The sequence below is a fragment of the Mucilaginibacter sp. cycad4 genome (genome assembly GCF_034263275.1).
GTDB lineage: Bacteria > Bacteroidota > Bacteroidia > Sphingobacteriales > Sphingobacteriaceae > Mucilaginibacter.
Genome location: NZ_CP139559.1, coordinates 618611 through 633906 on the forward strand (window position 1 = coordinate 618611; position 15296 = coordinate 633906).

At 44.4% G+C, this 15296-nt stretch carries 8 protein-coding genes; all 8 read left to right on the forward strand.

Going from position 1 to position 15296, the window contains the following annotated elements; all coding sequences use genetic code 11:
* The first annotated feature begins 64 nt into the window (after nt 1-64).
* The 8 genes from SNE26_RS02700 (at nt 65) to SNE26_RS02735 (ending at nt 15243) form a co-directional block, all read left to right on the forward strand.
* On the forward strand, nt 65-3550 hold the full coding sequence (locus tag SNE26_RS02700; protein WP_321557841.1) for a TonB-dependent receptor: 3486 nt from the start codon (nt 65-67) through the stop codon (nt 3548-3550).
* A gap of 11 nt (nt 3551-3561) precedes the next feature.
* A complete protein-coding gene (locus tag SNE26_RS02705) occupies nt 3562-5307 on the forward strand; it encodes a RagB/SusD family nutrient uptake outer membrane protein (RefSeq protein ID WP_321557842.1) in 1746 nt (581 codons plus the stop codon).
* Nucleotides 5308-5360: 53 nt separating this feature from the next.
* On the forward strand, nt 5361-7082 hold the full coding sequence (locus SNE26_RS02710; protein ID WP_321557843.1) for an alginate lyase family protein: 1722 nt from the start codon (nt 5361-5363) through the stop codon (nt 7080-7082).
* Nucleotides 7083-7298: 216 nt separating this feature from the next.
* A complete protein-coding gene (locus tag SNE26_RS02715; protein WP_321557844.1) occupies nt 7299-9203 on the forward strand; it encodes a glycoside hydrolase family 97 N-terminal domain-containing protein in 1905 nt (634 codons plus the stop codon).
* 22 nt (nt 9204-9225) lie between these two features.
* Nucleotides 9226-10149 (forward strand): ROK family protein, encoded by a 924-nt coding sequence (locus tag SNE26_RS02720; RefSeq protein WP_321557845.1) that lies wholly within the window; start codon nt 9226-9228, stop codon nt 10147-10149.
* Nucleotides 10150-10163: 14 nt separating this feature from the next.
* On the forward strand, nt 10164-11396 hold the full coding sequence (fucP, locus tag SNE26_RS02725; protein ID WP_321557846.1) for an L-fucose:H+ symporter permease: 1233 nt from the start codon (nt 10164-10166) through the stop codon (nt 11394-11396).
* Complete coding sequence (locus SNE26_RS02730) at nt 11396-13297, forward strand: alpha/beta fold hydrolase (RefSeq protein WP_321557847.1); 1902 nt, start codon at nt 11396-11398, stop codon at nt 13295-13297. Before fucP ends, SNE26_RS02730 begins: the two co-directional genes overlap by 1 nt.
* 5 nt (nt 13298-13302) lie before the next feature.
* Nucleotides 13303-15243 (forward strand): beta-L-arabinofuranosidase domain-containing protein, encoded by a 1941-nt coding sequence (locus tag SNE26_RS02735; RefSeq protein WP_321557848.1) that lies wholly within the window; start codon nt 13303-13305, stop codon nt 15241-15243.
* Nucleotides 15244-15296 lie beyond the last annotated feature (53 nt).

Genomic DNA, 15296 nt, shown 5'->3' on the forward strand with positions numbered 1-15296 from the left:
GTTTATAACCGATATATTATTGATCCACAACGATAAACCAATTAAACCCAAACATTTCAAAGATATGAAATTTTATGCTCTTACCGGGTGTAGGCACTCTGCCTATATCCATAAATTTCTGTTGGTGATGAAACTTACCATCGTTTTATTGATCACAGCTTTTGTCCAGGTATCATTTGCAGGTCATGCGCAAAATATCACATTCTCAGGTAAAAATGCCCCTATTGTACAGGTATTTAATGAAATCCAAAATCAAACAGGTTATACCTTTCTTTATACTGATGAAATGCTTAACGGATCGAATCCGGTAAGTGTAGATTTTAAACATACCCCGCTAACCGAGGTGCTGAAAGCCTGTTTCCTTAATCAGCCGTTAACTTATACAATAAAAAATAAGCTTATTGTAGTACAGCGTAAATTGCCTGAGCCGGAACCGGCGATGGTGCAGGCAATAGTTGTAAAAGGTAAGGTTACCGATGAGAAGGGTGAACCGCTTCCCGGTGTTACGGTGACGCTTAAGGGAAAGGTCATTAATACAGTAACGGATGTCTATGGCGCTTATACCATTACCATACCTTCGGGCGAGACCAATGCGTCACTCGTATTCAGTTTCGTTGGATTTGATTCACGGGAAGTGGTTGTAGGTAGCCAGTCTATCATTAATGTTAAGCTCATAGTAACAGATAATAAGCTGAATGAGATAGTAGTGGTTGGCTATGGTACCCAAAAAAGGGCTACGCTAACCGGTTCGGTAGCAACGGTTAATGCCAAAGCATTTGAAGATAAGGGGAGCCTGGCCAATCCATTCCAGGCCTTGCAGGGGCAGGTACCGGGAGTGCTGATCACAAGAGGTTCTGCAGCTCCCGGCAACGAGGGATGGAATATTAATATTAGGGGTGCATCTTCCATAAACCCTACAGATGCCTTAGTGGTAATTGATGGGGTTGCTGCCATTGGCGTTCGGTCACTGGATGCTATAAATCCCAATGATATTGAAAGTATGTCGTTCCTGAAAGATGCGTCGGCTGCTATTTACGGAGCAAGGGCCGCAGGCGGGGTAGTACTGATCACTACTAAAAAAGCCAAAAGCGGTAAAACTGTAGTACAATATGATGGCTCTTTTTCGAGCAAAATTGTAGGGCTTCAGCCACATTTAATGAACGTGGAACAATGGGCCAACGGCGTCATAACAGCCAGGAGAAATGATGGGTTTGACGATAGCGATGTTTGGATCAAGTATGGTAAGCTGGCTTTGGCCAATTTGAATAATTATATAGATATCAAAACTTATGGCAGTAACCCCTTACCAAACTTTAGTGATGTAAATGATTATGTGTTTTTTAACAACAGCTGGACTAATGTTTTATGGGGAACTGCCAACTCTACTCAAAATAACTTAAGTGTTGCCGGCCGTACCGACAAGGCAGGTTATCGTATTTCTTTAGGGTACATGGACGATGGAAGTATCCTGCGCTGGGGGAATAATTCCAACAAACGATATAACGTACGTTTGGCTAATGACTTCCTTATCGGCAGCAAAGTAAAAATCGAATCAAATATAGCCTATGACCGGAATGACGTTTTAACACCCACGCTGATCAACAACGTACTCGGGCAATATGCTCAGCCTGGTATGCCCATATCAACCATTAACGGCGGGCCATATGCCTGGGGCGGTCAGCTTAACCCCAATTGGCAGGCCAAATTGGGCGGGGATAACCGTTTAACCAAAGCAAATGTTTATATCAATGAAAAAGTCAATTATGACATTTTAAAAAGCCTAAAGTTTGTTGCCACCCTGGGCTATAACACAAACAATGCAAACCGTTATACACAACAAAATTCAATTCAGTGGTATAATTATTTAGGCACGGTGCCTGGTGTTACCAACCCTACTCAGGATGCAGCCTATTTTAAACGTGCAAACCTTGGCGAAGATTACTATAATGCCAATGCTTATTTCGAATATAAAAACACCTTCAACACTGATCATTCAGTGAGCGTTACCGCAGGCAGCCAGTACGAACGCGATGAATATGATTATTTTGATGCTACTGTGTTGAACCCGGTTTCACAGGATATTAAAACATTAACAGGTATTGGTAACCAAACCAATAGCGAGGCAAAAAATCATTATGCCATAGGCTCGGCATTCAGCAGGGTAAATTATGCCTATAAACAGAAGTATCTGCTCGAAGCCAATTTCAGATATGATGGGTCTTCCAAATTTGCTGAAGAAGACAGGTGGAAGGCTTTTTACGGTTTTTCTGCGGGTTGGAGGATTAGCCAGGAAAACTTCATGAAGGGGGTTACTTTCTTTAATGATTTAAAGTTGAGGGCATCCTACGGAGTTGTAGGTAATCAAAGCGGGATTGGTTTATATGATTACATTCAGCAATTGGTTTTAACTAAAACAGGCACCGTAACCAGCAATAACCCGGTCCTTGGTTCGGGACAGGCCGTAACCGTTGGCCCAACAAATAGCCTGGTGAGTTTGAACAGGACATGGGAGCGCATCAGAAACAGCAACATTGCGCTCGATTTCTCGATACTGAACAGTCGTTTAACCGGTACAGCCGAGTATTTTATAAAAGATAACAGTAATATGCTTTTACCGCAAACCTATCCCTCAATTTTGGGAGCACAGGCCCCTGCGGCAAATATAGGCCACCTGAAAACCAATGGCTGGGAAGTTAGCTTAACCTGGGCCGATAAGATTGGGGAAGTCAGGTACAACGTTGGTGGTAATATCAGCTATAACAAAAACAAACTGATCAACATAAACGGGGCCACAACTATTTACGGCGGCTACAATGCTGCAACGCAGGGATACCCTATTGGTTCGGTGTTTGGTTTGGAATATGCAGGCCGCATCCAGACACAGGAGCAGGCAGATGCTGCAACTAAATTAATTGCCGGCTCTGACATCCCGGGCGGATCCTATACAACTCACATCGGGGATAACTCTTATAAAGATCTAAATGGCGATGGCAAAATAACCAGCGCCGATTATAAGTATTTAGGTACCGATGATCCGAGGTATTCTTATTCTTTCAATGCAGGGGTACAATGGAAAGGCTTTGATGTATCTGTAATTTTTCAGGGCGTAGGCAGCAGGACCATCTTCCGCAATGGCGATGTATGGCGCGTACCCTTTAGCGCTGTTTACCTGAATACTACCAATCAGTCAGTAAACAATAACTGGACACCAGAAAATACCGGCGCTTACTATCCTAAATACTCAACTAACGGTACTGTCAACTCCTATAACTATCAACCCTCTTCATGGTCGGTTGAAAATGGTGCTTACCTGCGTTTAAAAAATGCGGTAATAGGTTATACGTTACCTCAAAAACTGATTTCTGCAACCAATTTTATATCAAAACTGCGTGTTTATATCTCAGGAAACGACCTGTGGGAAATAACTAAAATAAAAGATGGATGGGACCCGGAAGCACCGCGAAATGTGATCACAACAGACGGGAGCCCTTATTATGGCCGCTATCCATTTTACAGATATTTAACCGCCGGTGTAAACGTTACCTTCTAATTTTTAAAAACATGAAAAGATTTAATTATAAATATATCGTAGCGCTCACATTGATTACTGCTGTATTAGGTTGCAAAAAAGCATTGAACTTAAACCCGCAGGATACTTTGTCTGACGCTGCTTATTGGAAAAAAGCCAGCGACTTTAAACTGGCGGCAAATGCATTTTACTTATATGAAAGAACGTTTGCCGGTACCGTTACGGATGGTGTGCACAGCGATCTGCGATCGGATCTGTTAACCAACAGCACTAAAAATGTTTACAGTCAGGGGACCAACAGCGTTGTTCAAACAGACGGAACGTATAATACAGATTACCAGCGGATCCGGAATATCAATTTTCTTTTAGACAAAGCTTCAACATATGCCACACCGGCCGAAATTAGCCAGTACGTAGCCGAAGCCAAGTTTTTCAGGGCGTATGTATATTTCGACCTTCTGCAAATATTCGGCGGGGTAACCATTGTTTCGAAACCATTGGATACCAATGACCCCTTGTTAATGGCAGCCAGGAATTCGAGAGATGAAGTTGCCGATTTTATTATAGCCGATCTTAACGCCGCAATTGCCGACCTGCCACTTGAAAGTGCGCTTAGATCGGCAGATGAAGGACGCGTAAGCAAGGGTGCTGCCGGGGCGTTGTTGTCAAGGGTGGCCCTTTATGAAGGAACCTGGCAAAAATCAAGAGGGAACACCACGCGCGCCAATACATTATTGGATATAGCCATTAGTTCAGGTAAAGCTGTGATGACCAGCGGGCAATACGCCTTGTTTGGTACAACAGGCGCAAGCATTGCTTTAGGCGATTCGGCGCAGAAGTATATGTTCATACTTGAAAATACCAAATCTAATCCGGCAAGTGTTACCAAATCAGCAAATACCGAGTATATCCTTTCAAACCGTTATGATGAAAGTATCCGGATCTCTAATCTTAACATAACCAAAACTACTTTTGCCAATGGCCTTGTAGATTGGGCAACCCGCAAACTCGCTAATCTTTATTTATGCAGCGATGGATTGCCTATTGAAAAATCGCCATTATTTAAAGGCTATGGTACCGCCAGGTCTGAATTTGCCAACAGGGATAAACGTATGCAATACACCTTAATGGTAAATGGAAATGATTACTGGAACAATGCCAACTATCGTATCACCTGGAAAAACGATGCTGCCGATATTGCCAATGCCGGTTTTAAACCGCTGGTTTCTAATTTTGGTACAGGTTATCAAAACCAGAAATGGGCATCGGAAAGAAAGGTGGCCGACACTTACGAGTCATACGATTACCCGGTGATCAGGTATGCTGAAGTGTTACTGAATTACGCCGAGGCTACTTATGAGCGTAACGGATCGATCTCTGATGCCGATTTAAATATTTCATTAAACCAGGTGAGGCACCGTGTAAACAGCACTATGCCATTACTGACCAATGATTTTGTAACTGTCAACGGGTTAAATATGCAAACGGAGATCAGGAGGGAGCGAACCATCGAATTATATAATGAAGGCTTCCGCATAGATGACCTTAAACGCTGGAAAACCGCTGAAACGGAAATGCCGATGCCGGCGTTGGGCATCAAATGGGCCGGTACAGAGTTTGCCGCCATATGGCCGGGCGCAAACACCATACCGCAGGATGCAAACGGTGTTTTAATCATCGATAACAATCGTAAATGGGCAGATAAAAACTACTTACTGCCAATTCCCCAGGACCAGATCAAGTTAAATAGCAAGCTTACGCAAAATCCGGGTTGGTAATTATTAACTCAACCAGATCAGCCTAAATACAAAATATTAAAAAAGACCAAATTATGAAACCTACTTTATGGTTAATGGCGTTGTGTGCCATATTGGTAACAATGTCCTGCAAAAAATCACCGTCATTGTATGGTGTAGAGCAAAGCAGTAAGGGTGTAGCTAATCCAAACGGAGCTACCAAATTTGTGCATCCGGGTATTTTACTCACAACACAGTCAATTGATTATATCAAAACCCAGCTTTCATCATCTTCCGATCCGTGGAACACCTCATTTGCAGCTTTGCAAAGCACCTCCTGGGCATCCATATCTTATAAAATGCAGGGGCCAACTGTACTGATAACCCGCGATCAATCTATTATAGCAAAAGATGGAATTGATTATGCCAATATAATTCAAAACGATTCGTACGCTATTTTTTGCCAGGGATTGATGTGGAAACTTACCGGTAATAATAAATACGCCGATAATGCCATTAACATGCTTAACGCCTGGTCATCTACTTTAAAAACAATAACAAGCACCGGGCCTGATGTTTACCTGTGTGCAGGATTTAATGGATTTATTATGGCCAACGGCGCCGAACTGGTACGTGATTACTCAGGCTGGAAGGCAGAGGATTTACAGAAATGTAAGGATATGTTCCGTAACATCTGGTACCCGGTAATCAAAAGCATTGCAATTCCTGGTGGTGCTAACGGAACCTGGGATAGCGATAATGCAAAAGCTGTGATGGCCATGGGCATATTCCTCGACGATCAGGGAATGTTTGATGCCGCCTACAATTATTTTTATTCAGGAAGCGGCGATGGCACAGTTGCCCATTACTTTTTACCTACGGGGCAAAACCAGGAGTCGGGCAGGAAACAGGGCTACGCCCAGTTGGGCCTTTGCAACTTTGAAGAGCTTTGTGAAATGGGCTATAACCAGGGAAAGCCCGATATGTGGGTGGCCAAAGACAGTGTAATACTAAAAGCTTTTGAATACAGCGCTAAATACAACCTTGGCGAAGATGTGCCATTCAATACAGCTTTTCCAGAGATTTACGGACAATGGGTATACCCGTCTATAGCTACAGATGGCAGGGGCATTTTCCGCCCGATATACTATATGGCTTATAATCATTTTCATAACAGGCTTGGGGCTGCTATGCCTTATACCCAGCGCGTTTTGGAGCAGCACACGCCTATTGAACGGCAAACCGACGGCACGGTTACCGATGGTACCGGCTGGGGGAGCTTATTGTTTTACCACCCGTTGGCAGGCGGTTTAACACCGGTGGCTGTGGGCGCGTTAAGATGGGAGTTTGATGAACTGGCCGGCTGGGGTGGCGTACCCTGGGCCGAAAATTCAAAAGTGGCGGTTGCCAATGGCCAGTTAGAAGTGTCCGGGTCAATTGGTACGTATGTTCGCGCATACCAGGGCTCTGCTTTGTTAGATCCTGTAACCTATCCTTATCTTGCTGTTAAGGTTACCCAGATCCCCAAACTAAAAAAGAGCACCGACGACTGGGCTGTTCAGGCTTATTGGAACATCAGCGGCACCAACCATGATTACAGGTATGTTAGTAAAACAGACATGACACTTTTAGGTACGCAGGTCTATGTCATTAAATGGGCACCAAAATCAGGCTTATATGATGGCTTTCCGACGTTCCCGACAGCTTCTGCAACCGGTGGTATTTACCTTGATTTTGGCGACTGTGCAAGCGGCGAAAAAGCGAAGGTTGACTGGATACGTTCGTATAAAAACCTGGCGGATATCCCGAATAATTAAGCTAAAGTTTTCAAGAACATTCAATGAATCCGAAGCCGGTTTCCGGCCGGCTTTGGATTTACTAATGCTCATATAAAAAGAATGGAGGAATTATCCTTAACATGTTATCCCTCAGGATGATCGGTAACCTCCTTTGTAATTATTGCTGCTAATTGCTTTTGATATGATTATAAATCGTGAAATTATTTGTCTTACCTGGGGATAATACTATTTGACATGAAAAAAAACGCAATAATATTGATTACAGGTTTGTGGCTAAGCTGCTTTATAGGCGTGGTTCAGGGACAGGGAATAAAAGATTCTGTACTTAGCCTCCGGTCGCCGGATAAAAATATAATATTCAGGTTTCGTCAAAAAGCTGAGGCCGGGAAGCGTACCATGTACTATAGCGTGGATTATAAAAACAAACCGGTAATTCTGCCGTCGGCCCTTGATTTGCAGTTGGATAATGACCTTTCAGAAAAAGCTATGGCGCTGAAGGTCGATCAGCATAAAAACTGGTGCGAAAACCTGCTGGTCACCGGGGTTGATTCCTCCCGGCATGATACAACCTGGGTGCCCGTTACCGGAGAGCAGGCTATGATTAGAGATCATTACAACGCAATCAATATTACGCTGATGAAAGATGACAACCCAATTTATGTAATGCAGGTACAGGTAAGGGTTTACAATGAGGGTGTAGCGTTTAGGTATTATTTCCCGGAAAACCCTAAAGGTACCTACTATAACATCACGGCAGAAAATAATGAGTTCCACCTGCCTGAAGGTACACAGGCTTGGTTTGCCAATTGGGCGCAGGCGCCATATTATAAACTGCCCCTGAAAAACTGGCCCGGCGAAAGTGAACGGCCATTAACTATAGAACTCCCCGATGGCCTGTATGCGGCGCTCGGAGAAGCCCAGCTAATTGATTATGCACGTACCAAATTTAAACTAAGTGCTGATAAACCATCCACCCTGGTAACCTCGATGTTTGGCGGGGCACAGCTGATCTCGCCTGTAGGTACCCCCTGGCGGGCAATCATGATAGCCGAAAAGCCAGGTGATTTGATTGAGCATAACTATATGATGCTTAACCTCAACGAGCCATCAAGAATAACTAATGCCAATTGGATTAAGCCCGGTAAAATTATGCGGGTAATGGCACAAACCACTACCGATGCAAAAGCAAATATCGACTTTGCGGTAAAGCATAACCTGCAGTATATCCTGTTTGACTGGAAATGGTATGGGCCGGCGTTTAGCTTTAGCTCAGATGCCAGCAAAGTAGCTATACCTGATTTTGACCTGCCTGGTATAATTAAATATGGAAATGATAAAGGTGTGGGCGTTTGGCTCTATGTTAATCAGCAGGGGCTGTATGCCCAAAGCGATAGTTTGTTTGCCATCTATCATAAATGGGGTGTTAAGGGCGTAAAGTTTGGTTTTGTGCAGCAGGGTTCGCATCGTTGGACAACCTGGGTTGAAAAAGCAATTCAGCAGGCTGCTGCGGCACATATCATGGTAAATATTCATGACGACTGGCGGCCGACCGGTGAGCAGCGTACCTGGCCAAACCTGATGTCGGCCGAAGGGATCCGTGGTAACGAAGAAATGCCTGATGCCACGCATAACACGGTGCTGCCTTTTACGCGGTACATTGCCGGGGCTGCTGATTATACCATCTGTTATTTTGATAAACGCATTAAAACTACTCATGCTCACCAGTTGGCGCTGGCAGCTATTTATTATAGCCCGCTGCAAACACTGTATTGGTATGACAAACCTTCGGCAGAGCATAATGAGCCCGAACTGGAATTTTGGGACAAGATCCCAACTACCTGGGATGAAACAAAAATAATGCAGGGAATGCCCGGTGAATACATCTCTACAGCCCGAAGGAGCGGAAAAGATTGGTTTGTAGGCACTATCACCAACAATGATGCGCGCCAGGTTAAACTTAACCTGAGTTTTTTAGAACCCGGCAAAAAGTATAACGCGACGATTTACAGCGATGATCCATTGGTGAATACAGCAACCCATGTTAAGGTCAGCAGTAAAAGTGTAAACAGTAAAACAGTATTAAAACTTGCCCTGCTGCCATCGGGCGGGGGGGCGGTTTATCTTACCCCGGAAAAATAATCTATAAAATAATATATTATACATGAGCCAACAGAATAAAAATAATTATGTAATCAGCGCAGATATCGGCGGTACACATATTACAGCAGCGGTCATTGATCTGGGAAAAAAGATGATCATTGAAGATACCCGTACCAGGTTAAGTGTAGACTCCCAGGGGACAGCAGCTGAAATACTTAAAAGCTGGGCGGCGGCATTGAAACAGGCTTATGAAAAATTCGGTTCTCCGGTTCAGCAGGTTGCCCTGGCAATGCCGGGCCCGTTTGATTATGAAAATGGGATCTCATTGATCAAAGACCTGCATAAATATGAGGCCATTTATGGTTTAAATATTAAGTTATACTTGTCGGAAGTACTCGGTATAGATGCCACAGCTATCCTGTTCCGGAATGATGCTGAAGCATTTTTACAGGGTGAAGTTGTGGCAGGGGCAGGCACCGGCTCCCGTAAGGTACTTGGGATTACGCTGGGCACGGGGTTTGGATCTGCCTGGAGTGTTGATGGTATTGTGAATGATTTAAACCTGGGTAGCCGGCTTTATAAAGATAGTATTGCAGATGATTACTTTTCTACCAGGTGGTTCTTACGGCGATATCGTGAAATAACCGGCCTGTCCGCTACCGGGGTGAGCGCGTTAATATTAATGTCCAAACACAGCGCTGTAGTGAGGACCATATTTGATGAGTTTACGGCTAACTTATCGTTATTCCTTAACGATATCGTCCTGGCTGAGAAACCTGATGTAATTGTTATTGGTGGCAATATAGCAAAAGCATCAGGGATGTTTCTGGATGAACTCACCAGCCGGTTAACATCACATTCTGAAAGTTTGCAAATAAAATTGGCTCTATTAGGAGAAGATGCAGCCCTGATGGGTGCTGCAGCAGGCTTTGATAGCAGGTCGGGAGTTAATATCTTATTTAACGCCAATCATCCGGGTAATTAATTTCAATAAACAATATGACCAATAAACCAGCTTTTACCGAGAAAAGATTTATCGTAGCTTTTGTATTTGTAACCTCGCTATTTCTCATGTGGGGATTACTCCACTCCATGAGCGATGTGCTGAACAAGCATTTTCAAAATGTGCTCAATCTCTCCAAATCCCAATCCGGCTTAATCCAGTTCTCCGTTTTTGGGGCTTATTTTATTATGAGTATCCCCGCAGGGTATTTTTTAAAGAAGTTTGGTTATAAACCGGGTGTAATCCTTGGGCTGATTTTATTTGCCTCGGGTTTATTCTTGTTTGTGCCTGCCGCCAACGCAGCCTCATTTACCTTTTTTCGGATAGCCTTGTTTATTATGGGCTGTGGTATGGCTACTTTAGAAACCGTTGCGCATCCTTTTGCAGCTGCATTGGGTGATCAACGCCGGAGCGACCAGCGCGTAAACTTTGCGCAAACCTTTAACGCGGTAGGTACTATGATCGGCCCTGCTATTGGTTCCTATTTCCTGCTAAGTTCGGATACGGTACGCTCAACCGATCTTACCTCCGTAAAAACGCTATATGTAGCCATTGGCTGTGTAATCATACTCATAGCGGTTGCTTTTATGTTTTTGAAAATTCCGGCGTTAACTGATCCACATGCAGAAACCTCGGTAATTGATCCGGACGCCGTTAATATAGATGTTGAGCCCTCAAAAAAACTACATCAGCATGCACATTTTGTATGGGCGGTTGCAGCTCAGTTTTTTAACGTAGCTGCACAGGCCGGCACCTGGGCATACTTTATCAATTATGGCGTAGATATTATGCATTTCAGCAATGAAAAGGCCGGATATTTTATGATCGTTTTTATGGGGATGATGGCACTGGGGCGTATTGTAGGCACCTCGTTAATGACCTATATCGCGCCTAATAAATTATTAGCGGCATTTGCTTGCGGCAGTATCTTAATGTGCCTGATAGTTGCACAAAGCTTGGGCTGGACATCATACATCGCACTGCTGATGATCAACTTCTTTTTCAGCATCATGTTCCCTACCATTTTCAGTTTGGGGATTAAAAATCTGGGTAGTCATACACAACAAGCTTCATCTTTTATAGCGATGGGTGTAGTAGGCGGCGCAATATTTCCGATGATCATGGGGCAGATAGCCAACCATAGTGTAGCGCACGCTTATTACCTGCCGATTATATGCTACGTGGTGATCTTTTTATTCGGCGCCAAATTTTATAAAGTTAAGCACTAATGAAAAGCGCCCGGATAATCATCTCAACCCTCATACAGGCCGCTGTAGTTAGTGGAGCATTTGCACAGATGAAAGCAAAAATACCTGTGGTTTATGACTTTTCTTACCTGGACAGGAAGATCGGCGGCTGGGTTGACAGCGGTTATTACAAAGGAGCATCTGTAATTATAGTTAAGAGCGACGAGATTATCCACCAAAAATATTTCGGCAATTATACTCCGGGAACGGTGGCCTATATAGCATCGGCAGGCAAGTGGCTTGCTGCTGCTACTATAGCTGCTGTAGTTGATGAAGGCAAATTATCATGGGATGACAAGGTTAAAAAATGGCTGCCCGAATTTAAAGATCAAAAAGGGGATGCCACTTTGAGGCAGCTGTTTTCGCATACTGCCGGGTACCCTGATTATCAGCCGGAAGGCCGGCATGCTGATAACTATCAAACCCTGAAGGAATCGGTAGCTCATATCGTCGATCTGGCTGCCGATACTGCTCCCGGTACCAAATTTAAATACGGCGGCCTTGCTATGCAGGTAGCCGGTCGCATGGCCGAATTAGCTGAAGGGAGGGATTGGGAAACAATCTTCCAGGAAAAAATAGCAAAGCCCTTAGGCATGCGGTTAACCCATTTTACGCCCGTAAGCGATGTTGGTGGCCAAAACCCCATGCTGGGCGGCGGAGCGACATCCGGACTGGAAGATTATGCCCGTTTTTTAAACATGATCATTCACAACGGAGTTTATCAAGGCAAGCGCATCTTATCATTAAAAGCTATACAGGAGATGCAGGCCGACCAGGTTGGGAATGCTAAAATGACCGACCCTTATGTTGAGAACACCCGGGCCAGTGAGCGAAAGGATATTTATGGACTTGGTGAATGGCGGGAGGAGGTTGATGCCAAAGGTAACGCCACACTGATCAGCAGCCCGAGTTGGGCGGGGGCTTATCCCTGGATCGATAAAAAGAACCATGTTTATGGATTTATGCTTGCCCGCGTAGCTGAAATGAAAAATGGCTTTAATTCGTTTTTAGGCAGCCCCGTATTGCCGCTGTTGGTGAGGGATGTGCTTGCCCAGGCGAGCGTGAGCAATGTAAAACACGGTTATATTACGACAACTGATGGTGCTAAACTCTACTATGAAGAAACAGGAAAAGGCGAGCCGCTTATCCTGATCCATGGCCACTCATTTGATCGTACGGAATGGGACTCGCAGTTTTTTGCGCTTGCAAAAAAATACCGGGTAATCCGGTATGATTTGCGGGGATATGGTTGGTCGTCAATGCCGGCTGAAAATCAGAAAGCCCTGCATGCCGATGACCTGAGAGCTTTAATGGATCAGCTGCATATTGCAAAAGCGCACATCGTAGGCCTGTCTTTAGGAGGATTTATCGTTACAGATTTTTTAGCACTTTACCCCGGTCGCTTACTTTCTGCAACAGCAGCCAGTGGTGATTTCTTTGACGTGCCCGGACCCAATCATCCTTGGACTGCAGAAGAGGTCGAAACACAACATAAAAAGATCAAAGCATGGCAGGCAAAAGGAGTACAGGCCGGTAAACAAGAATGGTTTAACAAGCTGACCAAACGCAACGGTAAAATTATCGAAAATTTGAGGCTGCCTGTCTGGAACATGATCTATAAATGGGATGCCTGGCAGCCTCAGCATCCTGAGCCCCGCTTTTTGCTGGGTAACGAAGCTGAAGCCCGGTTAAGGGCACAAAAAATAACCGTTCCGGTAATGGTACTCACCGGTGATGTTGATGCGAACGTTCCCGATAGATTATTGAAAGTGTTGCCGTCGGCTAAGCAGATGATCATTCCTCACGCGGGACATGTCAGTAACCTTGAAAACCCGGATGGGTTCAATGAAAAACTGCTGGCTTTTTTGAATACGATAAAATAAAGAAAATGAAGAGAATTAAGAGGTTCCTGTGGATTGGATTGTTGGTGCTGCCTTTGGAGGGATCTGCTCAATATGCTGGCCAGCATCAGTCTGAAATAAAAGTTGAACCCAAGATCGATGTTAAAGCATACAGCTTTGACCTGCAGGATGTGAAACTGCTTGATAGCCGCTTTAAGAATAATATGGACCGTGAAGGCGAATGGATGCTATCCTTACCGGTTAACCGTTTGCTGCATAGTTTTAGGGTAAATGCCGGGATGCTGACAGACGATAAAGCAAGTAAAACCAAAATGCCTGCTCCGCTTGGCGGCTGGGAAGCTTTGGATATGGAACTAAGGGGGCACAGCATAGGCCACCTTTTATCAGGGCTTTCTTTTCAATATGCTGCCACCGGTAATATAGTTTTTAAGAAAAAGATAGACAGCCTGGTTGCAGGGCTTGCGGAGGTGCAGGCTACCCTGAATGAAGATGGCTATTTAAGCGCTTTCCCGCAAAATTATATCGACAGAAACATTAAAGGAAAAAGCGTTTGGGCGCCCTGGTACACCCTGCATAAAATAACTGCCGGTTTAATTGATGCCTATTGGTACTCGGGCAATACGCAAGCATTTGATGTGGTCAGTAAAATGGCATCATGGGCATACAAAAAAATAACACCGCTGAGCCAGGACCAACTGGCGTTAATGCTCAGAAACGAGTTTGGCGGTATGAACGAAGCTTGGTATAATCTGTATTCCATAACAGGTAATCCGGAGCATAAAAAACTTGGCGACCTGTTTTATCATCATGCCGTGCTTGACCCCTTAGCCGCCGGGGAAGATAAGCTTAACAAGATGCACGCCAATACCGTTATTCCCAAAATCACGGGTGAGGCCCGTGCTTATGAATTAACAGGAGATGCAAGGGACAAAGCCATCGTAAGTAATTTCTGGGACAATGTGATCCATAATCAAACCTATGTAATCGGCAGTAACAGCGATAAGGAACACTTTATCGAACCAGGGAAAATATCAAAATTTATAACCGGCTATACCGGCGAAACCTGCAATACCTACAATATGCTTAAGGTAACGCGCCACCTGTTTACCTGGGATGCCGACGTGAAATATGCCGACTATTATGAGCGGGCTTTATACAATCATATTTTGGGGCAGCAGGATCCCAAAACCGGTATGGTATGTTATTTTACGCCGTTAAAAGCCGGGGCCTTCCGGCTGTACAGTACCCGCGATAGTTCGTTTTGGTGTTGTGTAGGCTCGGGGTTTGAAAGTCAGTCAAAATACGGCGAAGCAATCTATTATCATAGCGATCAGGGCGTTTACGTAAACCTGTTCATTCCTTCTATATTGACCTGGAAAGCGAAAGGTTTGAAGTTAAGGCAGGTTACTGCTTACCCCGAAGAGGCGACCACACGACTCATCATCGATTCTGCAAATGCAGAAAGCTTATCGCTTTACATCCGTTACCCTGAATGGGCCCGCAACGGAGCAGTGATAAAAATAAATGGTAAAAACATCAAAGTTAACCAGTCACCTGGAAGCTATATCGCTCTGAACCGTAAATGGAAAACTGGTGACAAGGTAGAAATAACCTACCCGATGACCTTGCACCTGGAACCAACCCCGGATAATCCTAAAATAGCTGCTGTTATGTATGGGCCGATAGTGCTGGCAGGTGAAATGGGTACCGAAACAATGCCGGCGCACGCACCTTATCATGACGCCACCGATCCCTACCAGTATTATGATTATAACTATAACATCCCGGCAAATCTTATTCATGGATTGAAGATCCATAATGAGAATATTGCCGGGACAATAACACCGGTTAAAGGAGAACTATTAACTTTTAAAACCACCAGCACAACCAATGGAACGCAGGTTACACTCGGGCCTTACTATAACCTGCACCGCCAGCGCTATGTGGTTTATTGGGATTTAAATTGATAAGAATAGGCGGCTAAGCATGGACATAAATGACTATGAAATTGAAAAATAAT

Excerpts from the sequence above, each read along its gene's own strand:
- SNE26_RS02715 (WP_321557844.1), top strand. The coding sequence starts at position 7,299 with ATGAAAAAAAACGCAATAATATTGATTACAGGTTTGTGGCTAAGCTGC.
- SNE26_RS02720 (WP_321557845.1), top strand. The coding sequence starts at position 9,226 with ATGAGCCAACAGAATAAAAATAATTATGTAATCAGCGCAGATATCGGC.
- SNE26_RS02700 (WP_321557841.1), top strand. The coding sequence starts at position 65 with ATGAAATTTTATGCTCTTACCGGGTGTAGGCACTCTGCCTATATCCAT.
- SNE26_RS02705 (WP_321557842.1), top strand. The coding sequence starts at position 3,562 with ATGAAAAGATTTAATTATAAATATATCGTAGCGCTCACATTGATTACT.
- fucP (WP_321557846.1), top strand. The coding sequence starts at position 10,164 with ATGACCAATAAACCAGCTTTTACCGAGAAAAGATTTATCGTAGCTTTT.
- SNE26_RS02730 (WP_321557847.1), top strand. The coding sequence starts at position 11,396 with ATGAAAAGCGCCCGGATAATCATCTCAACCCTCATACAGGCCGCTGTA.
- SNE26_RS02735 (WP_321557848.1), top strand. The coding sequence starts at position 13,303 with ATGAAGAGAATTAAGAGGTTCCTGTGGATTGGATTGTTGGTGCTGCCT.
- SNE26_RS02710 (WP_321557843.1), top strand. The coding sequence starts at position 5,361 with ATGAAACCTACTTTATGGTTAATGGCGTTGTGTGCCATATTGGTAACA.